The sequence below is a fragment of the Blastococcus saxobsidens genome, from assembly GCF_002938435.1.
GTDB classification, from domain to species: Bacteria; Actinomycetota; Actinomycetes; order Mycobacteriales; family Geodermatophilaceae; genus Blastococcus; species Blastococcus saxobsidens.
In genome coordinates this window covers 115,961-137,325 of record NZ_POQT01000009.1, presented here as the reverse complement: position 1 = coordinate 137,325, position 21,365 = coordinate 115,961, and the positions used below count along the sequence as shown (strand labels likewise).

Below are 21,365 nucleotides of genomic sequence, written 5' to 3'. Positions count from 1 at the left end.
GCCACCCCTCAGCCGTCCTCGCCCTCGTCCAGCACGGTCAGCGCGGCGTCGGGCAGCTGCTTGTCCGCGGCCAGCCGGCCGGCGTCCCTGCGCAGCTCGCGCGCCCCGTGACGGTCGCCCTCGGCCGCGTGGCTGCGGGCGAGGTATCCCATGACCTGGAGCAGCGTGAGGTCGTCCAGGCCGTCCCTGCCGCGGGAGGCGTCGATCGCCGGTTGGAGCAGGGCGTCGGCCCGGTCCAGATCACGGTCCCGCACCGCGACCGACCCGTCGGGCGCGACCGCGGTGTACGGGCGGGCGGCGTTGATGCCGAGCGCCAGCCGGGCGTAGACGGCGTCCGGGTGGTCGCCGTGCTCCTCGGCGATCTCCTGGAGCGACTCCATGCCGGTCGCCAGCGACGGTGCGTCACTGCCGAGCAGGGTCATGGCCATGCCCACCTCGTCGCCGAGCAGCAGCTCGGCCACGGCGCCGTCCTCGGCGCCGCCGGCTCCCCAGACCCGGACCATGGCGCTGTCGGAGACGACGACGGAGCCGTCCGGAGCGGTGTAGGTGGCCCGGATCCGGTAGGTGCCCGGGTCCTCGAAGACCTGCCCGACAGCGGCGTCGTAGCCGATGTACGCGCTGGCCGGGAGGACCTGTCCCGGCCGGGCGGCCACCAGCTCCGGCTCCGCGCAGTGCAGCACCGGCGGGCGGTGGACGACCGTGTCGCCCTTGGGCCGGCTGATCGTCACCTGCACGATCCCGTACTTCGGGTGCAGGAGCTCGGCCGGGTGCACCAGCTGGCCACGGTCGACGGTCAGCTCCAGCTCCAGGACGACCGGGGTGCCGAGGACCGGGCGAGCGGGCGAGGTGCGCAGCCGCAGTCGCAGGCCGCTGGTGTCGGACACCGGGTCGGGCGGCTGCGCGGGCATCTCGAGCGCGGCTCCGCTGCCGAACGGCGTCCCGCCCATGATCACGTTGTCCCGGAACCCGTGCCGCAGGTGCGCCAGCTCGAGGTCGTCGAACTGGAACGGGAAGGCGCCCCAGAAGGCGGCTGCGCCGCTGGGCGCCCCGCCTCCGGGGTTGTAGTTCTGCGGGTAGTTCATCCACGACAGGGAGCCGGGCCGGTTCGGCAGCGGCGGGGTCATGAACGACTTGTGGAACGAGTGGAACAGGTTGAAGCAGTGCCCCAGCTCGTGCACCGCGACGTAGAGCTGCTCGCGCAGGTTCTGCGGTGTCCCGGCCTGGATGACCTGGTAGAAGCTCGCGCAGCCCTGCCGCTGGAGGCCCTGCTGGTCGAACATGATGCCGCGCAGCCCGGTGCCCAGCTCGTGCCGCTGGGCGTGCAGCAGCCAGACCTTGAACTGCGCCCGTTCCTGCCACCGGGAGAAGTGCGCGGTCATGGCGCCGTGCAGGCTGGCGTTGTTCCACACGTGCCCGGCGGCGGTCGCGAGGGTGGTGGTGCCGCCGGTGTCGAGCACCTGGATGCCCGCCTCCCCGTAGGCGGTGGCCGCGGTGAGGGTGCGGGCCGGGCCGCCGCTGGTCAGCGAGCCGGTGTCGTAGGAGGCGAACGGGGTGACGCCGGCCTCGACGTCCTGCTCGAGCTCCACGACGCGCATCGCCGTCCCCGCGGGCGCGCACACGTACGTGGCGCCGACCGCGCCGCTCGGCGTGCACCACTGGATGGTGGCCGGCGCGGGCGCCTGGAACACGGTGCGCCGCGGGATGGTCACCCGGGCGACCGTGTAGGTGGTGGGCCAGGTGCACCGGGCCGTGCCCACGGCCACCAGCGCGCCGTTGGAGACCGACGTGGTGACCCCGTCGACGGTCCACGAGCCGAAGTAACCGAGCGTCGCCCCCGAGGCGCTGAAGTAGTCACCGCTGAGCTTCTTCAGCGGACGGCGACCGTCGACGTCCACCCGTAGCTCGAGCTGGAAACCCCCGGCCGGGGAGCGGTAGCAGCCGCTGACCTGACGCATCCGCACGGGGAGGACCGGGCGGTCCGGGATGGGGATCGGGGTGATCGGGATCCGTGCGCCCGTCGGCGTCTGGCCGGCCAGCCAGTCCTCCACCGCGGTGCCGACGCCCCCGCCGCCGTTCCCCGCCGCGGCCCCGGGGTCCGCGACGGTATCGGCGCCGCTCCTCGTCATCGCGTCGTCTTCCACCATGGCGGCGTCGCCGGGGAGCGCCGGCATGGTCCCGTCCCCGTCTGCGGTCATCGGTGCGGCGTTGGGTTCGACAACGGTCATTGCGATCAGCTCCTCGAGCGGTGGTCTCACCCGCCTGCTGGTCCCCGACGACGGGTGCGCGGGCACGGTGGCAGCCATCCCGTCACCGAGGCGTCACAGCCGCGTCGCAGGAACCGGCCTCCGCCCGGTGGCCACCGCGGTCAGCTCGGCGCTGGGCTCCACCCCGATCTCGCGGCGCAGCATCCCGCGGAAGCTGTCGTACTGCCGGCGGGCCGCCGCCCAGTCGCCGGCCGCCTGGTGGGCCTCGATGAGGGCCCGCTGGCCGCTTTCCCGCAGCGGGTCGACGAGCACGGCGACCTGGACGGCCTCGACGGCGGCCTCGGCCCGACCGGCGGCCTGCAGCAGCCGGCCCAGCGCCTCGAGGGCGTGCAGAACCCGCAGGGCGAGCCGCTCGCGCAGGACCAGGACCCAGTCGTCGTACCACCCCGGCAGCAGCGCCAGATCGGCGACCGGACCGGGCGGCACGGCCAGGTCGGCCGCGGTCGCGGAGCCGTCGAGGACCCGGTCGCCCCACGCCTCGAGCTCGCGCAGGTCCACCCGCACCGCGTCGTCCAGGCTGAGCGTGAAGCGTTCGCAGCGCACCAGCGGGCAGCCGACCTGCTGCAGCCGCCACAGCGCCGAGCGCAGGTTGCCGCCCGCGCGGCCGTCGGTCACCGAGGGCCACAGCACGCCCGCGGTGGAGCGGCGGTCCACCCCGGCCGGGTGCAGCGCGAGGTAGGCCAGCAGGCGCCGGCTCCCGGGCGGGACGGCGATCGTGCGGTCCGCGACGGTGAGGGACAGGCCGCCGAGCACGCGCACGACCGGCGCGCGCGGGGACGGACCGGCACGGCGGGCATCGTCGACGAACGCGTGCATCCCGCGCCTCCCGGGGCTGGGAGCTCGTTTCCCCCACGGGGATGACGGGAGCGGACTCTAGTGTTCCGGAGTGCTGCGAGGAAGGCGCCGGTGCGCGGGAGCGGCGAGGATGCTCCGGTGACCGCCCCCTCCCCGCCGTCCGGACCGGCCGTCCGGCTGCACCGCGCCCTGCTGGACCGCGGGCAGACGGTGGCCGCCGCCGAGTCGCTGACCGCCGGGCTGTTATGCGCGACCCTGGCCTCGGTCCCCGGCGCCAGCGCCACGCTGCGGGGCGGCGTGGTCGTGTACGCCACTGATCTCAAGGCGGCGCTCGCCGGCGTGCCGGAGGACCTCCTCGCCGCCCACGGACCGGTCGCAGCGGAGACCGCGCAAGCCCTGGCCGAAGGCGTCCGGGTGCGCTGCGGGGCGACCTGGGGGGTCGGGCTCACCGGCGTGGCCGGCCCCGACCCGGTCGACGGCCACCCGCCGGGACGCGTCTACCTGGGCGTCTCCGACGGGACGCGCACCGACGTCGTCGAGCTGGCCCTTCTCGGCGACCGGAACACGGTCCGCGCCTCGTCGGTCGTCGCCGCCATCGAGGCGCTGCTGGCCCGGCTGCGCTGACTGTGAGGCTGGCCGGGTCGGTTCATCGGTGATGGGCTGACAGCTGGCGGCAGCGGGCGTGACCCTTGCTCTGACTGGCCTCGTGCCTTTGCCGGGACTTGTCCGCCTGCTGCTGCCGGCACCGGCCCGGCCGGAGACGTTGGCCTGATCAGGAGCTTGACCGCCAGTTGCCGCTGACGTGTCTCATCACAGTCCTGCCATCTCCGCACCGGACCGGGGCCTGCTGCGTCCCATCTGGTGAGGAGAGAACGCATGTCCATGCTGGCAGAGCTGGTCGAGGTCGTCATCGGCGTCGACACCCACAGCCAGACACACACCGCCGCGGTGGTTGATGCCCGGACCGGTGCGGTGCTGGCCCGAACGACGGTCGCCGCCGATCCTGACGGCTACGCCGAGCTGGTCGCACTGGCCGAGCAGCACTCCGGGCTGCGGGCGTGGGCGATGGAGGGCACCGGCGGCTACGGCGCCGGCCTGGCCCGCCACCTGGGCGACGCCGAGGAGCTGGTCGTCGAACTCGACCGGCCCAAGCGCCCCGCTCGACGGGCCGGAGCGAAGTCCGACCCGATCGACGCCGAACGCGCCGCCCGCGACGCGCTTGCCCGCACTCGGCTGGCCCAGCCCAAGACCGGGCCCGAGCGGGCGGCACTGCAGATGCTCCTGACCGCCCGCCGAGCCGCGGTGGAGGCCGCCACCGCCGCTCAGCGGCAACTGCTGGCCATGATCATCACCAGCCCGGAGCCGGTGCGCGCCCGGTTCCGCGGCCAGACCACCCGCGCGATGATCACCACCGCCGTCAAACTGCGGCCGGGCGCCAGCAACGGAGACATCGAAACCGTCACCGCGCTGACCGTGCTCCACGACCTGGCCCGCCGCATCCGCTTCCTCGAAACCGAGGCGCTCGACCACGAGAAGTCCATCCGCACCATCGTGCGGTCCTGGCGGCCCGATTTGCTCGAGCTCACCGGGGTCGGCCCCATCATCGCGGCCACCGTGCTCACCGCCTGGTCCCACCCGGGCCGCTGCCGCAACGACGCCGCGTTCGCGATGCTCGCCGGCACCGCCCCCATCCCGGCGTCCTCGGGCAAGACCGTGCGCTACCGGCTCAACCGCTCCGGTGACCGCCAACTCAACAGGGCTGCACACCGTCGTCCTTTGCCGGCTGCAACGAGACGAGCGCACCCGCGCCTACGCCGACCGCCGGCGAGCACAAGGCAAGACCGACCGCGAGATCAAGCGCTGCCTCAAGCGCTACGTGGCCCGCGAGCTCTACCGACGACTCGAAAGCCCACACACAACCCTTGACGCGGCATAGGAGCGTCCCGGCCGTGCCCCGTGGAAGGCGACGGCCCGCATCGGCGTTACGCCATGAGCGGACTCGGGCCCGTCGGTGGGCTGACGGTGCGCGCGCCGCGTACCGTGAGCGCACGGTGCCTGACGGCACCGCCGCTTCCCCGCAGGCAGGACAGGAGACGGCCATGACGCTGCTGCGCACCCAGCTCGGATACACGCTGCGCGGCCACCGGCTGCGTCAGCACCGCACGTTGCGCGACGTCTCCGGGGCCGCCCGGGTCAGCCTCGGCTACCTCTCCGAGGTGGAGCGCGGCCAGAAGGAGGCCTCCTCGGAGCTGCTCGCCTCCATCTGCGACGCCCTCGAGCTGGAGCTGGCCGACCTGCTGGCCGAGGTGAGCCTGGAACTGCGGGTCGCCGCCGCCGGAGCCGACGTCCGGCCGCTCGCCGCCCCTGGCGAGAACCGCGAGGCCGAGCCCGCCGCTGCCGCCGAGCAGGGCGCCCCGGCCGCCGAGCCTGCGCTCGCGCTGGTCGGTGCGGGCGCGCAGGGTCGTGCCGCGCGTCGTCAGGGCGACGCGGTCTCCCTCGCCGCCTGAACCGCACCCGCGCCGAACTGCTGGCCGGCGCGCCCGCGCCTTCGCCGCGCACGGGTTGCGGCGCAGCACCATGCAGTCGGTGGCCGCCGAGGCCGGCGTCGCCAAGGCCACGCTCTACGACTACTTCCCCACGTTGGACGACGTCGTCCGGGCGCTGCTGGCCGCGGAGCTGGACCGGCTGAGGACCCTGGCCTCGTCGGCCCCGGCCGTCCTCGCCGACGAGCTCGCCACCCACCCCGTGCTGCGCCGGCTGGCCGATGCGGAGCCGGAGCAGCTGGCCGTGCTGCTGGGCGCCGACGGGGAGCACTGGGCGCAGCTGACGGCGTGGCTGGGCGGGATGCTGCACGTCGACGCCGACGCGGCCGAGCTGGCCGGCCGGTGGCTCGTCGGCGTCGTCGTGCAGCCCGGGCGCACCACCGGACGACGGCGTCAGGCGGCGGTGCTGGCCGCGGTCGCGCCCGCCGGCGCCTGAATTCCGCCCGCGACCCGCTTCGGCAGACGCGCGGGTCAGGCCGGCGGCAGCGACCGAGTGAGCACGACACGGTCGGCGCCGGGGCCGGCGTGGTCCCCCGACAGGTGGGTGCCGGCCCCCAGCGACGTGTGGAAGGCGAGCGCCACCTCGTTGTCCGGGCGGGTCACCGCCTGGACGACGCGCGCGCCGGTGCTCACGGCCAGCTCGTCGAACCAGCGGCACAGTCGCCGGCCGAGGGACGACCGTCGGTGGTCGTCCCGCACCGCCAGGAGGTGCAGGTAGGCCAGCCGGTCAGCGGTGACGACGCCGAGGACGTAGCCCACGTCCTCGCCGCCGGCGTCCAGGGCGAGGGCGCCGAACCCGCCGAACTGGTGGAACCAGACCGGGTGGTGGAGCGAGCGGGTGTCGGTGTCCCAGAAGCGGTCGTGCTCGGCGAGCAGGCGCGCCCGCACCGGCGTCGCGGACAGTTCCGAGAGCCCGACGATCCGCACGTCCCCGGCCGCGTTCACCGTGCCTCCCGCGCGGCGGTCAGCTCCGCCCGGGTGGGCGGGTCGGCGCCGACCCGGGTGCAGTTCAGCGCCGCCACCAGCGCGGCGTCGTCGACCAGGGCCAGCAGCTGCTCGTCGGAGGCCGCGTCGAGGGCGGCGCGCCCGATGATCCCCGCCGCGAGGAGACCGGCCAGCAGCCCCGCCGCGAGCGAGTCGCCCGCGCCCACCGTGTCCACGACGCGGACGGAGGGGATGGGACGGCGCAGCACCGCGCCGCCCGGCCGGGCGATCCGCAGGGGCTCGCCGCCGTCGGTCAGGACGACCAGGGCCGGACCGCGCCCGGCCCAGCGCTGCGCAGCCTCGTCCAGGTCGCCCGCCCCGGGCTCCAGCCAGGCGAGGTCCTCGGCGCTGACCTTCACCAGGTCGGCGCGGGAGACCAGCGCGTCGAGACGGCGGGTCACCGACGCCCGGTCGTTGCCGAGGGTGGCCCCGACCGGTCCGTCGGCCAGCATCGGGCGGATGTTCGGGTCGACGCTCACCAGCGCGCGGCCGGCGAGGCGCTCGACCAGCCCGGCGATGGCGGTGCTGCCGGGCTCCGTCCAGCTGGAGATCGAGCCGACGTGCAGCGCGCCGACGTCCTCGGGCAGCGCGCGGGCGAGCTCGTCGTCGGTCCACTGCCAGTCGGCGGCACCGAGCACGTGGAAGCCGTAGGCGGGGGAGCCGTCGGGCCCGACGCCGACCACGGCCAGGCTCACCGGTTCCGCCGCGTCGACGAAGCCCGCGGTGTCGACCCCGGCGAGCTCGGCGTGCCGACGCAGGTTGGCCGCCAGCGGGCCGGTGCCGAGGCGGGCCAGCAGGCGTACCGGGGCCTCCAGCCGGCCGGCCGCCACGGCCACGTTGAGCGCGTTGCCGCCGGGGCGGGCGACGTACTGCGGTGCGGTGCCCTCCGGCCCGGCACCGGCCTCCGGAACGGGCAGCAGGTCGACGACGAGCTCCCCGAGGACGCACAGGACGGGGCTGGCGGACGGCACGTGCGCACCCTATCCGCGGCCCGGAGCGCCTGCGTTGGCTGCCGAGGGTGATCACCTGGGACGATGATGAGGACGAGCATCGCCGGGCCGGCCAGCATGCCGGAGCAGGAGGACCCAGTTCCATGCCCAACCCGTTCGTGAAGCTGTGGAAGTACCTGACCGCGTCGGCCAACGCGCAGATCGACCAGCGCGCCGACCCCAAGATCCAGATCGCCCAGGCGATCGAGGCCGAGCAGACCCGGCACCAGTCGCTGGCCAACCAGGCCGCCGCGGTGCTGGGCAACCAGCGCCAGCTGGAGATGCGGCTCAACCGCCAGCTCGGTGAGGTGGAGAAGCTGCAGTCCTCCGCCCGCCAGGCTCTCGTGCTGGCCGACCAGACGCGCGCCAAGGGCGACGCCGCCAAGGCCGCCGAGTACGAGCAGGCGGCCCAGGCGTTCGCCACCCAGCTGGTGGCCGCCGAGCAGTCCATGGAGGACCTCAAGCGCAGCCACGACGAGGCGCTGCAGGCCGCCGAGCAGGCCCGGGGTGCCGTGGAGCAGTCGCGGATGCGGCTGCAGACCACGCTGGCCGAGCGCACCAAGCTGATGAGCCAGCTCGAGCAGGCGAAGATGCAGGAGCACGTCGCCGCCTCGATGAAGCAGGTCAACGAGCTGTCCGCGCCGGGGAACACCCCGAGCCTCGCCGAGGTGCGCGACAAGATCGAGGCCCGGTACGCCAACGCGCTGGGTCAGGCGGAGCTCGCCCAGAGTTCGGTGGAGGGGCGGATGCTCGAGGTGCAGAAGGCGACGCTGGACGTCGCCGGCGCCTCGCGGCTGGACCAGATCCGCGCCTCCATGGGCGGCGGGACGCAGGCCGTCGAGGGCAGCGCGCCCGCCGCGGCGATCGAGCAGGGCGCGCCGTCGGCGCAGCCGGCCGAGCAGCGCCAGGCGCAGCCGGCCGAGCGGCCCGACCCGGCCTGATCACCGGTGCCCGGTCCCGGGCATCCCTCCCGTCGTCGTGGGCGGTCTCCGGTGCTCCGGAGGCCGCCCACGACGCGTCGGGGCAGGGTCAGCCGGGCGTGGCCAGAGGCTGCGGCCGGCCCGGCTCGCCGGTGCGGGCGAGCGGGTCGACAGGGGCATCCGTGGCCTGGCAACGAGGGCACCAGTAGGTCACCCGCTCCTGCGTGTGCGGCCCCTGGTCGCCCATGAGGACGGGGGTCCGGCAGCGGCGGCAGGGCTTGCCCTTGCGCCCGTAGACCCAGTGGTCCTGGCCGCGGCGCAGGTCCCCGGTGGTGCTCTGCTCCGGGCGGTCGCGGTTGGCCAGCATGAGGGTCCGCGCGCGCGTGACCAGAGGTTCGAGCTTCGCGTCCACGTCCGCGACCCGTGCCCAGGGGTGCACCCCGCAGAGAAAGAGCGACTCGACCTTGTAGAGATTGCCGGGGCCGCAGAGGTTGCGCTGGTCGAGGATGGCCACGCCGACCTGCTCGTCGGGGTGCGACCGGAGCCGGCGCAGCGCCTCGGCCAGGTCCCAGTCGGGCCCGAGGACGTCGGGCCCGAGGTGGCCGACCAGCCGATCTTCGTCGGTGGTGGGGACGATCTCGACGTCGTGCAACCGGTAGCCGACGCACTCCCACTCGTCGGTGGCCAGCACGACGCGGACGTCGTAGCCCGGCCCCCCGCGCCACCGCGCACCCGGCCGGTAGATGTGCCAGCTGCCGTCCATGCGGTAGTGCGTCCGGAGCGTGCGCTCGTCGGCCAGCCGGATGAGCATGTGCTTGCCGCGCGGGACGACCTCGCGGACGGTGACGCCGGCGAGGTCGAGCGCGGCCAGCTGCGGCAGGCGGAACTCGCCGCGGCGCAGGGTCGCACCGGCCAGCGCCTGGTTCATGCGCTTGGCCGCCAGCCAGACGGTGTCTCCTTCGGGCACCCGCCCAGTGTCCCTGCCGGCCCCGCGGCGCGTGCGGTCCGAGCGGGGCAGCGGCGCTGCCGGTCAGTGGTGGAGGCGCGGCTGGCCCGGCGGACCCATGGCGGCCAGCGTCACGCTCGCGGTACCGGTGAGCACCACCAGTCCGAGGAGCGAGAGGACGAACAGCTGCGGGACGACGGCTCCGACGACCAGCAGCATGACGCCGACGAGGAACAGCAAGGTGAGGAGAGTGCGCATGAGGTGGTCCCCCTTGGGTGCGCTGACACCTCCAGGGTCCGCCTCCGGCGGCTGGTGGAGCACCCTGCGCGGCGACTCTCCACGCAACCGTCATCTCGTGACGGCGGGGTGACGGCAGCCCGGCCGCCACCGGCCGATGGCGCGGGACCGCCTGTGCGCATCGGCGGGACGATCGGTGCTCGGGGACGCCGATCCGTGAGCCGGCGGCTCCGGTCAGCCGCGCAGCCGCAGGCCCCGGGGCGTGGCGCTGAACCCGGCCGCCTGCAGGGCCGCCGACAGCGGCGTCGACTCGTGCACCGAGGCACCGTCGGCCTTCTGCACGACCATGCGGCCGAGTGCACCGGCGGCGACCGCGCCGGACAGCGCCGTCGCGGCCTCCTTGAGCACCTGCTCGTCCTCGGTCCACGACAGCAGCGTCTTGCCGCCCCGCTCCACGTAGAGGACCAGCTCGCCGTCGACGAGCACGACCAGCGCCCCGGCCTTGCGCCCCGCACGGTGGCCGGCGGCCTTGCGGGCTCCCGTGCCCTCGCCGAGGTCGACCGCCTCGCCGTCGGCCGCCACCGTCCGCTCGGGCCAGGGCAACGCCGCGCCGTAGACGTTGGCCGGATCGGTGGCGGCGAGCACCACCGCGCCGGCCGGGACGCGGTCGGGGGCGGCGAAGCTGCGCAGCCGGTCGACCGATCCGGGGGTGCCGAACTGGGCTGCGCCGAGGGTCTCGACGAAGTACCCGCGCCGGGCGCGGCCGTTCTCCTCGAACGCCCGGAGCACCGGGTAGACGGCGGAGAACCCACCGGCGACCTGCTCCGCCATCACCGCACCGCGGGTGAGCACGCCGTGCCGCTCCAGCAGCGCCTCGGCGCGGGCGGTCGTGCGCCGGGTGCTGTTGGCCTCCCGGTCGGGCAGCCTCGACCAGCGCCCCGCGACCGTGGGCGGGCCGGTGCGGCTGGGCATCGCCGCTCGGCCGACGCGCGGACGCCCGTACCGGCTGCGGGGAACGCGGGGCGCGGCCGTGGCGCGCTTGTGGGTGCCGCCGCCGCCGAGCCGGGTGCGCAGCGGCGCGAGCGTGTCGTTGGTCAGCGCTCCGGCCCAGACGAGGTCCCAGACCAGGTCGGCCAGCGCGGCGTCGTCGGTGGCGCCGAGGGCGTCGGACAGCCCGCGGAAGAACATGGCCTGGCCGCCGGCCAGCAGGTCGAGCAGCGGCTGACCCTCGCCGGCGACCTCGAGCTGCTCCGGCAGCAGCAAGGACGCGAGGTCGGCCGGCACGAGGCTGATCCAGCCGTCGCTGCCGGGCAGCCCGCCGGCGCCGGCCCACAGCACCTCGCCGGCGCTGGTCAGCTCGTCGAGCATGGCGGGGGAGTAGTCGCGCACCCGGGTCGGGAGCACGAGCGACTCCAGCGCGCTGGCCGGCACCAGTGCGCCGGCCAGCTGTTCGACGACGGCGAGCACGCCGTCGGCACCGCGCAGCCGGCTGCCCACCGACTGCCAGGAGGGCGTGAACCGGGCCAGCGTCCCGATCGGGACCGGCTCGACCTCCTGGCGCAGCTTGGCGAGGCTGCGCCGGCGGATCGAGCGCAGCACGTCGGCGTCGCACCACTCCTGGCCGCTGCCGCCGGGGCGGAACTCTCCGCTGACCAGCCGGCCGGTGCCGGTCAGCCGCTGCACCGTGGCGGTGACCACCGCGACGCCCAGCCCGAGACGGGTCGCCACCTCGGCCGGCTGGAACGGGCCGTGGGTGCGGGCGTAGCGCCCGACGAGGTCGCCCAGCGGGTCGGCGACGGGTTCGGTGAACACCTCCGGCACCCCGACCGGCAGGGCCGTGCCCAGGGCGTCGCGCAGCCGCCCGGCGTCCTCGATGGCGACGTAGCGCACCTCGCCGGCGATGCGGACCAGCAGTGCCCGGCGGGCGGCGACCAGCTCGTCCAGCCACGCCTGGGGCACCCCGCGTCGCGCGGCCTCGGCGGCGGTCAGGTCACCGACGACGCGCAGCAGGTCGCCGCCGCCGTCGACGTCGCGCGGGTGCCGCTGCTCCGGCAGCCGCTGCAGCTCCGACTCGATCTCGGCCAACGCCTGCGCGTCGAGGAGCTCGCGCAGCTCGGAGCGGCCGAGCAGTTCGGCGAGCAGGCCGGTGTCCAGGGCGAGGGCCTGCGCGCGGCGCTCGGCCAGCGGGGCGTCGCCCTCGTAGAGGAACTGGCCGACGTAGCCGAACAGCAGCGACTGGGCGAAGGGTGAGGCCGACTCGGTCTGGACGTCGACCACCCGCACCCGGCGGGCGCGGACGTCACGCATCAGCTCGACCAGGCCCGGGACGTCGTACACGTCCTGCAGCACCTCGCGGGCCGCCTCGAGGGTGATCGGGAAGGAGGAGAACTCGCTGGCGACCGAGAGCAGCTGCGCCGCGCGCTGGCGCTGCTGCCACAGCGGGGTGCGCCGCCGTGGGTCGCGCCGGGGGAGGAGCAGGGCCCGCGCGGCGCACTCCCGGAACCGGCTGGCGAACAGCGCCGAGGTGCCCACCTCGGCGGTCACCTCGCGCTCGACGTCGTCGGGGTCGAGGACGGCCAGCTCGCCCTCGGGCGGCTCGCCGGTGGTGTCGGGCAGGCGCAGCACGATGCCGTCGTCGGAGTGCATGGACGACACGTCGACGCCGTAGCGCTCGCGCAGCCGGGCAGCCAGAACGAGCGCCCAGGGGGCGTTCACCTGCGCGCCGAACGGCGAGTGGACCACCAGCCGCCAGTCGCCCAGCTCGTCGCGGAACCGCTCCACCAGCAGCGTGCGGTCGTCGGGGAGGTGGCCGGTGGCCGCCTTCTGCTCGGTCAGGTAGGCGGCGAGGTTGGCCGCTCCCCACTCGTCCAGGCCGGCGGCGCGGGCGCGCTCCAGCCCGGCCTCCGGCGTCGCGGAGCCGACCTCGCGGAGGAACGCGCCCAGCGCGCGGCCGAGCTCCAGCGGGCGGCCGGGTGCGTCGCCGTGCCAGAACGGCATCTTCCCCGGCTGCCCCGGTGCGGGGGTGACCAGCACCCGGTCGTGGGTGATGTCCTGGATCCGCCAGGACGACGAACCGAGGAGGAACACGTCGCCCACCCGGGATTCGTAGACCATCTCCTCGTCCAGCTCCCCGACGCGGCGGCCGCCGGTGCCCTCGGCGCCGACGAGGAAGACGCCGAACAGCCCGCGGTCGGGGATGGTGCCGCCGCTGGTGACGGCCAGCCGCTGGGCTCCGGCCCGCGCGGTGAGCGTGTCGGTGACGCGGTCCCAGGTCAGCCGCGGGCGCAGCTCGGCGAACGCGTCGGAGGGATACCGCCCGGCCAGCATGTCGAGGACGGCGTGCAGCGCGGACTCCGGCAACGAGGCGAACGCCGCCGACCGCCGCACCAGCTCCCCGACCTCGTCCACGGTGCGGGGGCGCTCGGAGACCATGGCGACGACCTGCTGCGCGAGCACGTCGAGCGGGTTGCGCAGGTAGCGGATCGACTCGATGGCCCCGGCCTTCATGCGCTCGGCGACCAGCGCGCACTGGACCAGGTCGCCGCGGTACTTCGGGAAGAGCACCCCGCGGCTCACCGCGCCCACCTGGTGACCGGCGCGACCGACCCGCTGCAGACCGCTGGCCACGGTGGGCGGTGCCTCGACCTGGACGACCAGGTCGACCGCGCCCATGTCGATGCCGAGCTCGAGGCTGGAGGTGGCGACGACGGCCGGCAACCGCCCGGATTTGAGGGCCTCCTCGACGATGGCCCGCTGCTCGCGGGAGACCGAGCCGTGGTGGGCGGCGGCGACCGGCTGCACGCCCTCGGGCACCCCACCGCCCGAGCCGGCCTGCGCCATGAGCGCGGCGGCGTTGGTGCCGGGTGGCACCGGCTCGCCGGTGGCGCGCTCGTAGGCGAGCTCGTTGAGCCGGCTGGTCAGCCGTTCGGCCAGGCGCCGGGAGTTGGCGAAGACGATCGTGCTGCGGTGGGCCTGGACCAGGTCCAGCACCCGTTCCTCGACCGCGGGCCAGATCGAGTTCCGCGGCTGGTTACCGGCGGCCGAACCCTCCAGCTCGCCGGTCGGCTGACCCAGTTCGCTCATGTCCTCGACCGGGACGACGACCGAGAGGTCCCACTGCTTCGTCGAGCCGGGGGAGACGATCTCGACGGGACGCCCGCCGGCGAGGTAGGTCGCGACCTCCTCGATCGGGCGGACGGTGGCCGACAGGCCGATCCGCTGGGCCGGCCGCTCCAGCAGCTCGTCGAGGCGGTCGAGGGAGACGGCCAGGTGCGCCCCGCGCTTGGAGTCGGTGACCGCGTGGACCTCGTCGACGATCACCGTCTCCACGCTGCGCAGCGCCTCCCGCGCGGCACTGGTGAGCAGCAGGAACAGCGACTCCGGCGTGGTGATCAGGATGTCCGGCGGCTTGCGGGTGAAGGTGCGCCGCTCGTCGGCTGGGGTGTCACCGGAGCGGATGCCGACCCGGATCTCCGGCCGGGGCAGCCCCAGCCGGGCCGCTGCCTGCCCGATGCCGGCGAGCGGGGCGCGCAGGTTGCGCTCGACGTCGACGGCCAGCGCCTTGAGCGGCGAGACGTAGAGCACCCGGCAGCGGCTGCCCTCGTCGGCCGGCGGGGTGGCGGCCAGCCGGTCGAGCGACCACAGGAACGCCGCGAGGGTCTTGCCCGAGCCGGTGGGAGCGACGACGAGGGCGTGCCGGCCGCTGCTGATCGCCTCCCAGGCACCGTCCTGGGCCGCGGTCGGGCGCTCGAACGCACCGGTGAACCAGGCCCGGGTGGGCTCGGAGAAGCGGGCCAGCGCTCCCTCGCCCCGGGAGCTGCCGACGGACGCGCGGGCGGACACGTGATGAGTGTCCCCGGGGTGTACGACACTTCGCTGGCCGGCGAGGGCTGCCTCGTCGCGAAAGCCCCGTTCGGGAGACAGGAGCGCACCCGGTGTCGCTGCAGCAAGGGCTGGACGGGGTGGACGTCGCCCGCGTCCAGCGCCGCACCGTCGGCGTCCTCGGCGGGGGAGTCGCGCTCGCGGGGCTGGGCGTGACCGTCGGCATCACCGCGGGTGGGCTGCTCGCCCGCGACGTCGCGGGCACGGAGGCGGCGTCGGGGCTCGGCACGACGGCCGGTGTCCTCGGCGCCGCCGTCCTCGCCGTCCCGCTGGCCAGGATCAGCGACTCGGCCGGCCGCCGGGCGGGGCTCGCCGTCGGCTACGGCATCAGCGTGGCCGGCGCCGTCGTCACCGTCGTCGCCGCCGCGGCGTCGTCCCTGCCGCTGCTCCTCCTCGGGCTCTTCCTGTTCGGTGCCTCCACCGCGTGCGGCCTGCAGTCGCGGTACGCGGCCGCCGACCTGGCGACCCCGGAGCGGCGGGGGCGCGACCTGTCCCTCGTCGTGTGGGCCACCACGCTCGGGTCGGTGGTCGGCCCCAACCTCGCGCTGCCCGGGGCCGGCCTCGGGGAGGCCCTGGGGCTGCCGGCGCTGGGCGGTGTCTTCGCCCTCTCCGCCGCCGTGTTCGCCGTCGTCGCGATCGGCTTCCTCGTGCTGCTGCGGCCCGACCCCCTGCTGCTGTCGCGGCGGGTCGGCGGGCAGCCGACCGGCCCCCGGCCACGGCGGGCGACCGGTGCGGCCCTGCGCGCGGTGTGGGCCACCCCGCACGGTCCGCTGGGGCTGGTGTCGGTGGTGGTCGCCCACTCGGTCATGGTCGGGGTGATGGTCATGACGCCGCTGCACATCGGGCACGGCGGGGGCTCCGCGGACGCCGTCCTGCGGCTGGTCGGGCTCGTCATCAGCATCCACGTGGCCGGCATGTACCTGTTCTCCCCGCTGGTCGGGATGGTCGTCGACCGTGCCGGTGCCCCGGCCGTCGCCGCGGGCGGTGGGCTGCTCCTGCTCCTGGCCGCCGCGGTGGCCGGCACGGCGGCGCCCACGTCCTCGGTCCAGCTCTCGCTGGGGCTCCTCCTGCTGGGCCTGGGCTGGTCCTGCGGGCTGATCGCCGGGTCGGCGCTGGTCACCGCCTCCGTCGGCCCGGACCTGCGGGCGACGGCCCAGGGCGGGACCGACCTGCTCATGGGGCTCGGCGCGGCCCTGGCCGGGGTGGTCGGCGGCCCGCTGCTGGCGTGGGGCGGCTTCGGACTGGTGTCAGCGGTCTCGGCCCTGCTGGTGGTGCCGCTCGCCCTCGTCTGGGTGCGGACGGCGCGGGCTCAGCGGCCGCGGTAGTTGCGCCACAGCAGCAGGATGCTGGTGAGCGCGGCCAGGGCGATGCCGATCTGCAGGACGCCGTCCAGCGTCCCGGAACCGGTGCTCGGGATCATGCCGCGAGCCTAGGACCCATCCCGCGCGCGCGGGTTAGCGTCGTGGCGTGCGACTCCAGGAGTTCTGGCGCCGGCTCGACGCCCAGTTCGGGACCATGCGTGCGCAGAGCGTCGCGCGCGACCACGTCTTCTCGGTGCTGGGCGGCCGCAGCGCGGTGGAGGCGATCGACGCCGGCGTCCCCGTCCGCAAGGTGTGGCTTGCCGTCTGCGAGGAGTTCGACGTCCCGGTCAAGGAGCGCTGAGCGCCCGATCGCGGCCAGGCCGCAGATGTCCGGCGTGTCGGCATGGCGATCGAACATGTGTTCGTCCTACTGTGGCATCCACAGGGCGGCGTCTTCTCCACACCCCGTCCCCGAATCCGAAAACTGTCGGTGCCTCGCCCTAGCGTCGGTCCCGACCCGCAACTCGCGAACCGAAGGTGACGCACCATGGCAGCAACGCTCGACCGCGACAAGGCCCTCGACATGGCCCTCGCCCAGATCGACAAGCAGTTCGGCAAGGGCTCGGTCATGCGGCTGGGCGACAGCCCCGAGGTGGCCATCAAGGTCATCCCGACCGGGTCGATCGCCCTGGACATCGCCCTGGGCATCGGCGGCCTGCCGCGCGGCCGGGTCGTCGAGGTCTACGGCCCGGAGTCCTCCGGTAAGACCACGGTCGCCCTGCACGCGGTGGCCAACGCCCAGGCCGCCGGTGGCATCGCCGCCTTCATCGACGCCGAGCACGCGCTCGACCCGGAGTACGCCCGGGCCATCGGGGTCGACACCGACGCCCTGCTGGTGAGCCAGCCCGACACCGGTGAGCAGGCGCTCGAGATCGCCGACATGCTGATCCGCTCCGGCGCGCTCGACATCATCGTCATCGACTCCGTGGCGGCCCTGGTGCCCCGCGCCGAGATCGAGGGCGAGATGGGTGACAGCCACGTCGGTCTGCAGGCCCGCCTGATGAGCCAGGCGCTGCGGAAGATCACCGGTGCGCTGAGCAACTCCGGCACGACGGCGATCTTCATCAACCAGCTGCGCGAGAAGGTGGGTGTGGTCTACGGCTCGCCCGAGGTCACCACCGGTGGTCGCGCGCTGAAGTTCTACTCCTCGGTCCGCCTCGACGTCCGTCGCATCGAGACGCTCAAGCAGGGCACCGACGCGGTCGGCAGCCGCACCCGCGTCAAGGTGGTCAAGAACAAGGTGGCGGCCCCCTTCAAGCAGGCCGAGCTCGACATCCTCTGGGGTCAGGGTTTCAGCCGCGAGGGCGGGCTCATCGACGTCGGGGTCGAGCAGGGCTTCGTGAAGAAGTCCGGCGCTTGGTACACCTACGACGGCGACCAGCTCGGCCAGGGCAAGGAGAACTCCCGGAACTTCCTGAAGGACAACCCGGACCTCGCCGACGAGCTGGAGAAGAAGATCAAGGAGAAGCTGGGCATCGGCCCGCAGCTGGATGCCCCGGTCGCGGTCGACGCCCCGGACTTCTGACCTGGCCATGGACGGCAGGTCGTCGAGCCGCCGGCGAACCCTGGGGGGACCCCGGGGTTCCCGGCGGACGAGCCGGTCGGGTGACGACGATCCCTTGACCCCGGATGTCGCGTCCGGCCCGCCGGACGACGCCCCCGGCGATCCGGAGGCGGTGGCCCGCGCGCTCTGCCTGCGAGCGCTGACCGGCGCCCCGAAGACCCGCCAGCAGCTGGCCGACCTGCTCGCCCAGCGGGACATCCCCGAGGACGCGGCGACGACCGTGCTCGACCGTTTCACCGAGGTCGGGCTGATCGACGACGCGGCCTTCGCCCGAGCTTGGGTGAACAGCCGGCAGGCCGGCCGGGGCCTGGCGCGCCGGGCCCTGTCCGCGGAGCTGCGGGCGAAGGGGGTCGACTCCGAGGTGGCCGCCGAAGCCGTCGAGATGGTCGACGACGAGGACGAGCGGGTGGCGGCCCGCCGGCTGGTCGAGCGGCGTGCCGGTTCGATGCGCCGGCTCGACCGCGCCACGGCCACGCGCCGTCTCATGGGCATGCTGGCCCGCAAGGGCTACAACGGCGGGCTGGCCGCGGCCGTCGTCCGCGAGGTGCTCGACGAGGTGGGCGCCGCCGAGGAGGCCGACGAGCTCGTCGTCGAGTACGACCAGGAGAGCGCGCTGCCCTGAACGGCGCCCGCACAGCACGAGAGCCCCGCACCGGAAGTCCGGAGCGGGGTCTCGAGCGTCTGTCAGGGGCGGGCGGCCCAGGCGGTGACGTCCACGGCCAGGCCGTCGCGGGCCTCGGCGTCGTCCACCAGCCATGCCGGGTCGTGCGGCCGGCCGGCGCTCAGCCAGTCGCTGATCTGCGTCTCGAACGGGTCCTGATCGGCCGCACCCGGCCGGCGGTGCTCCCCGACGAAGGTCAGGTCGGCCTCGGTGCCGTCGGCCTGGCGCAGCACGATCCGGCAGCGCGAGCGGCGGTGACGCGCGGGAGGCACCACCTCGCGGACGACGGCGCTGGCCGCACCCGCGGCCTCGGCGAACGCGGGAGCGGCCGCGCGCAGCCGGGCGACGAAGGCCTGCCCGGCGTCGATGCGGGCAGTGACGTCCGGCGCCGGCGCTGTCGACGTGACGGCGGTGGTCGGCGTCGCCACGGCCGCCGGGGTGGTGGGGGCGATGAGCGCCGTCTCGACAGCGGCCCGGGGGACCGGGGGCAGGTTGCGGCGCCCCGCCGCGTGCATGGTCTCCATCATCGTGACGAACAGTCTCGCCACGTCCGGGCTGGTCAACCGCCCGGCGCGCCCGGGTGGGACGACTGAGTCGGACGGGGTGGAGCGGGTGGCCGGCGGGGGCCGGCGAGGGCTGTGAGGGAAGTCGGCGACTTCCACCGTTCGAGGCGGCCCGAGGCCATGGGGTCTCAGAGCGGGCCGCCGCCACCGCCCATCTGCACGTCCGCCGGCAGTTCCGTCTTCTCCGCTGTCGCCGTCTTGGTGTCCCGCCGCGACCGTCGCTCGAGGATCCGGGCCAGCCAGGACAGCAGCAGGTTCACCACGATGTAGATCAGGCCCGCCGCGACGTACAGCTGGAAGGTGTAGATCGGCCCGAACTGGAAGTTCAGGGTCTCCACCAGGCTGCGGGCGGTCCGGAGCAGCTCCAGGTAGCCGACGATGAAGCCGAGCGAGCTGTCCTTGAGCAGCACGACGAGCTGGGCGATCAGCACCGGCAGCATCCGCCGCACCGCCTGCGGCACGAGGATGAACGTCATGACCTGCCACTTGCGCATGCCGATGGCGTACGCCGACTCGCTCTGCCCGCGATCGATCGACAGGATGCCGGCGCGGATGATCTCGGCCAGCACCGCCATGTTGTAGAGCGTCAGCCCCAGCGCCAGGGCGCCGAAGGCGCTGGTGGAGATGCCCACCCGGGGCAGGAAGAGGAAGCAGAAGAGGATCAGGACCAGGAGCGGCACCGCGCGGAAGAACTCGATGATCGCGGCGACGGGGATGCGCACCCAGGCGTGGTCGGAGAGTCGCCCCACGGCCAGGAAGGCGCCCAGCACCGTGGCCGCGATCATGCCGATCGCGGCCACCTCGAGGGTGTCCACCAGTGCCCCGAGCAGGCGCTGCGGCACGTTGGTGCGGGTGTCGAAGAGGATCGCCCAGCGGGCCGGGTCGAGTTGCCCGTTGATGCCCAGCCGCCACAGCGCGAGCCCGACCAGCCCGAGGACGAACACCAGACCGACGGCGCTGCCGATGCGCTGCCGCCGTCGGCCGCGCGGGCCGGGGACGTCGAAGAGGACGGTGGCGCTCATCGGACGATCGCCAGACGTCGCTCGAGCACGCTGATCACATAGGCCGACGGAAGCGTGATCACCAGGTAACCCGCGACCACGGCGACGAAGACGAGGGCGAGCTCGTCCGCGGCCGAGTTGGACAGGCGCTGCAGGAGGGCGGTCAGATCGGCGACGGCGAATCCGGCTGCGATCGAGGTGTTCTTGGCCAGTGCGATCCAGACGTTGCCCAGCGGCGGAACGACCGTCCGGAAGGCCTGCGGGAGGACCACGGTCGTCAGGCTCTGCCGGAAGTCCAGCCCCAGCGCGCGGGCGGCCTCGGCCTGGCCGGCGGGGACGGCGTTGATGCCCGACCGGAGCGCCTCGCAGACGAAGGCGGCGGTGTAGAGGGCCAGGGCGGCCACCGCGGTGAGGAAGCGGCTGGGGAACTGCAGGTCGATGTAGACGATCCCGAACGCGAGGAAGAAGAACACCACGGTCAGCGGGGTGTTGCGGAACAGCTCGACGTAGAACGTCGCCAGCCCGCGGAGCGCGGGGACGGGGCTGACCCGCATCGCGGCGAGCAGCGTGCCCAGCAGCAGCGCGCAGATCCCGCTGACCACCGCCAGGCTCAGCGTGGTCAGGAAGGCGTCGCGGATCAGCGGGAAGTTCTCCGCCAGGAAGGACACGGCCCCTCCTCTCTCGTCCGTCGGGAGCAGGCGGTCACGCGGGGAGCCGGAAGGACCCGGCTCCCCGCGTGCGCCTGCGGTGGGAGATCAGTAACGGTTGACCGACGGCGGCTCGGGAGCCTCCGTGCCGGTGATCGCACCCGCGGTCTTGTCCCAGGCGGCGGCCCAGGTGCCGTTCTCGTAGGCCTCCTCCAGGACGTCGTTGATGAAGTCGCGGAACTCGTCCTCGCCCTTCTGGACGCCGATGCCGTAGGGCTCCTCGGTGAACGGGTTGCCGACCAGCTCGAACGCGTCCGGGGCGCCGGCCACGAAGCCGGTCAGGATGACGTTGTCGGTGGTGACGGCGTCCACGTTCCCGTTGCGCAGGTCGTCGGCGCACTTGGAGTAGGCGTCGTAGAGGACCAGCTCGGCCTCGGGGTAGTTGGTCCGGATGTTCTCGGCGGGCGTGGAGCCCTCGACCGAGCACACGGACTTGCCCGCGAGGTCGTCAGGGCCCTCGATGTTCTCGGGGTTGCCCGCGGCGACCATGATGTCCTGCCCGGCCTCGTAGTACGGGCCGGCGAAGTCGATCAGTTCCTTGCGCTTGTCGTTGATCGTGTAGGTGGCGACGACGATGTCGACGCGGTCCTCCACGAGGAACGGCTCGCGGTTGGCCGACACGGTCTCGGTGAAGGTGATCTGGTCCTCGGAGAGGCCCATCTTCGCCGCGATGAGCTTGGCCATCTCGACGTCGAAGCCCTCGGGCTCGCCGGCGGTGTTGGCCAGGCCGAAGCCGGGCTGGTCGATCTTGGTGCCGACGCGGAGCTCGCCCGCCTCGACGATCTCGGCCATGGTCGACCCCTCGGGGAACTCGACCTCCTCGACCTCGGCGGTGGTCTCCGGTGCCTCCTCGGCCTGGTTGCCGGCCTCGCTGGCACAGCCGGCCAGCAGCAGGCCGGCGGCGGCGAAGCCGGCGGCGTAACGGGTGATGCGCATGGAGCGATCCCTT

20 protein-coding genes are annotated in these 21,365 nt (G+C 74.3%); 9 read left to right on the top strand and 11 right to left on the bottom strand.

Annotation, left to right across the window (positions count from 1 at the left end; all coding sequences use genetic code 11):
* Positions 1-8: 8 nt before the first annotated feature.
* Complete coding sequence (locus C5507_RS08200) at positions 9-2,225, bottom strand: hypothetical protein (protein WP_104528037.1); 2,217 nt, start codon at positions 2,223-2,225, stop codon at positions 9-11.
* 93 nt (positions 2,226-2,318) lie between these two features.
* Positions 2,319-3,080 carry an AfsR/SARP family transcriptional regulator gene (locus tag C5507_RS08195; protein ID WP_104528036.1) on the bottom strand — a complete coding sequence of 254 codons (762 nt, stop codon included), beginning with the start codon at positions 3,078-3,080 and terminating at the stop codon, positions 2,319-2,321.
* 117 nt (positions 3,081-3,197) lie between these two features.
* Here C5507_RS08195 and C5507_RS08190 point away from each other — a divergent pair, with 117 nt between their 5' ends.
* The 4 genes from C5507_RS08190 (at position 3,198) to C5507_RS08175 (ending at position 6,038) form a co-directional block, all read left to right on the top strand.
* Entirely contained in the window at positions 3,198-3,683 is a 486-nt protein-coding gene (locus C5507_RS08190) for a CinA family protein (protein ID WP_104528035.1), read from the top strand.
* Between the two features lie 252 nt (positions 3,684-3,935).
* The gene (locus tag C5507_RS08185; protein WP_207225777.1) at positions 3,936-4,985 is read left to right on the top strand and encodes an IS110 family RNA-guided transposase; all 1,050 of its coding nucleotides are present in this window, start codon (positions 3,936-3,938) and stop codon (positions 4,983-4,985) included.
* A 173-nt stretch (positions 4,986-5,158) separates the two neighbouring features.
* Positions 5,159-5,566, top strand: coding sequence for a helix-turn-helix domain-containing protein (locus C5507_RS08180; RefSeq protein ID WP_104528034.1), 408 nt, complete (start codon positions 5,159-5,161; stop codon positions 5,564-5,566).
* 79 nt (positions 5,567-5,645) lie between these two features.
* On the top strand, positions 5,646-6,038 hold the full coding sequence (locus C5507_RS08175; protein WP_242611101.1) for a TetR family transcriptional regulator: 393 nt from the start codon (positions 5,646-5,648) through the stop codon (positions 6,036-6,038).
* A gap of 35 nt (positions 6,039-6,073) precedes the next feature.
* Here the strand turns inward: C5507_RS08175 and C5507_RS08170 are convergent, their stop codons facing one another.
* Together C5507_RS08170 and C5507_RS08165 are read right to left on the bottom strand one after the other, a co-directional pair.
* Positions 6,074-6,547, bottom strand: a complete 474-nt coding sequence (locus C5507_RS08170) for a GNAT family N-acetyltransferase (RefSeq protein WP_158657548.1) — start codon at positions 6,545-6,547, stop codon at positions 6,074-6,076.
* Positions 6,544-7,557 carry a PfkB family carbohydrate kinase gene (locus C5507_RS08165; protein WP_104528032.1) on the bottom strand — a complete coding sequence of 338 codons (1,014 nt, stop codon included), beginning with the start codon at positions 7,555-7,557 and terminating at the stop codon, positions 6,544-6,546. Before C5507_RS08165 ends, C5507_RS08170 begins: the two co-directional genes overlap by 4 nt.
* A gap of 122 nt (positions 7,558-7,679) precedes the next feature.
* Here C5507_RS08165 and C5507_RS08160 point away from each other — a divergent pair, with 122 nt between their 5' ends.
* Positions 7,680-8,516: a PspA/IM30 family protein gene (locus tag C5507_RS08160; protein WP_104528031.1), complete on the top strand. Its 837-nt coding sequence runs from the start codon at positions 7,680-7,682 to the stop codon at positions 8,514-8,516.
* Between the two features lie 88 nt (positions 8,517-8,604).
* Here the strand turns inward: C5507_RS08160 and C5507_RS08155 are convergent, their stop codons facing one another.
* The 3 genes from C5507_RS08155 to C5507_RS08150 all read right to left on the bottom strand — a co-directional run bounded on the left by C5507_RS08155 (position 8,605) and on the right by C5507_RS08150 (position 14,520).
* Positions 8,605-9,462: a DNA-formamidopyrimidine glycosylase family protein gene (locus C5507_RS08155; protein WP_104528030.1), complete on the bottom strand. Its 858-nt coding sequence runs from the start codon at positions 9,460-9,462 to the stop codon at positions 8,605-8,607.
* Between the two features lie 63 nt (positions 9,463-9,525).
* On the bottom strand, positions 9,526-9,699 hold the full coding sequence (locus C5507_RS22190; RefSeq protein ID WP_158657547.1) for a hypothetical protein: 174 nt from the start codon (positions 9,697-9,699) through the stop codon (positions 9,526-9,528).
* Between the two features lie 213 nt (positions 9,700-9,912).
* Positions 9,913-14,520: an ATP-dependent helicase gene (locus C5507_RS08150; protein WP_104528029.1), complete on the bottom strand. Its 4,608-nt coding sequence runs from the start codon at positions 14,518-14,520 to the stop codon at positions 9,913-9,915.
* A 92-nt stretch (positions 14,521-14,612) separates the two neighbouring features.
* On the opposite strand from C5507_RS08150, the gene C5507_RS08145 reads away from it, so the two are divergent.
* The 4 genes from C5507_RS08145 to C5507_RS08130 all read left to right on the top strand — a co-directional run bounded on the left by C5507_RS08145 (position 14,613) and on the right by C5507_RS08130 (position 18,106).
* Positions 14,613-15,884 carry an MFS transporter gene (locus tag C5507_RS08145; RefSeq protein ID WP_242611100.1) on the top strand — a complete coding sequence of 424 codons (1,272 nt, stop codon included), beginning with the start codon at positions 14,613-14,615 and terminating at the stop codon, positions 15,882-15,884.
* Between the two features lie 142 nt (positions 15,885-16,026).
* Positions 16,027-16,221, top strand: a complete 195-nt coding sequence (locus C5507_RS08140; protein ID WP_104528028.1) for a DUF3046 domain-containing protein — start codon at positions 16,027-16,029, stop codon at positions 16,219-16,221.
* 186 nt (positions 16,222-16,407) lie between these two features.
* Positions 16,408-17,445, top strand: a complete 1,038-nt coding sequence (recA, locus tag C5507_RS08135; RefSeq protein ID WP_104528027.1) for a recombinase RecA — start codon at positions 16,408-16,410, stop codon at positions 17,443-17,445.
* 94 nt (positions 17,446-17,539) lie between these two features.
* Positions 17,540-18,106, top strand: a complete 567-nt coding sequence (locus C5507_RS08130; protein WP_242611099.1) for a regulatory protein RecX — start codon at positions 17,540-17,542, stop codon at positions 18,104-18,106.
* Positions 18,107-18,168: 62 nt separating this feature from the next.
* Here C5507_RS08130 and C5507_RS08125 read toward each other — a convergent pair whose 3' ends face one another.
* From C5507_RS08125 to C5507_RS08110, 4 genes are all read right to left on the bottom strand, one after another.
* A complete protein-coding gene (locus tag C5507_RS08125) occupies positions 18,169-18,693 on the bottom strand; it encodes a hypothetical protein (RefSeq protein ID WP_242611098.1) in 525 nt (174 codons plus the stop codon).
* 143 nt (positions 18,694-18,836) lie between these two features.
* Entirely contained in the window at positions 18,837-19,730 is an 894-nt protein-coding gene (locus tag C5507_RS08120; RefSeq protein WP_104528025.1) for an amino acid ABC transporter permease, read from the bottom strand.
* Positions 19,727-20,377: an amino acid ABC transporter permease gene (locus tag C5507_RS08115; protein WP_104528024.1), complete on the bottom strand. Its 651-nt coding sequence runs from the start codon at positions 20,375-20,377 to the stop codon at positions 19,727-19,729. The genes C5507_RS08120 and C5507_RS08115 overlap by 4 nt, the downstream gene beginning before the upstream one ends.
* Positions 20,378-20,464: 87 nt before the next feature.
* Complete coding sequence (locus C5507_RS08110) at positions 20,465-21,352, bottom strand: glutamate ABC transporter substrate-binding protein (RefSeq protein WP_104528023.1); 888 nt, start codon at positions 21,350-21,352, stop codon at positions 20,465-20,467.
* Positions 21,353-21,365: the final 13 nt, after the last annotated feature.

Excerpts from the sequence above, each read along its gene's own strand:
- C5507_RS08200 (WP_104528037.1), bottom strand. The coding sequence starts at position 2,225 with ATGACCGTTGTCGAACCCAACGCCGCACCGATGACCGCAGACGGGGAC.
- C5507_RS08195 (WP_104528036.1), bottom strand. The coding sequence starts at position 3,080 with ATGCACGCGTTCGTCGACGATGCCCGCCGTGCCGGTCCGTCCCCGCGC.
- C5507_RS08185 (WP_207225777.1), top strand. The coding sequence starts at position 3,936 with ATGTCCATGCTGGCAGAGCTGGTCGAGGTCGTCATCGGCGTCGACACC.
- C5507_RS08180 (WP_104528034.1), top strand. The coding sequence starts at position 5,159 with ATGACGCTGCTGCGCACCCAGCTCGGATACACGCTGCGCGGCCACCGG.
- C5507_RS08160 (WP_104528031.1), top strand. The coding sequence starts at position 7,680 with ATGCCCAACCCGTTCGTGAAGCTGTGGAAGTACCTGACCGCGTCGGCC.
- C5507_RS22190 (WP_158657547.1), bottom strand. The coding sequence starts at position 9,699 with ATGCGCACTCTCCTCACCTTGCTGTTCCTCGTCGGCGTCATGCTGCTG.
- recA (WP_104528027.1), top strand. The coding sequence starts at position 16,408 with ATGGCAGCAACGCTCGACCGCGACAAGGCCCTCGACATGGCCCTCGCC.
- C5507_RS08120 (WP_104528025.1), bottom strand. The coding sequence starts at position 19,730 with ATGAGCGCCACCGTCCTCTTCGACGTCCCCGGCCCGCGCGGCCGACGG.
- C5507_RS08110 (WP_104528023.1), bottom strand. The coding sequence starts at position 21,352 with ATGCGCATCACCCGTTACGCCGCCGGCTTCGCCGCCGCCGGCCTGCTG.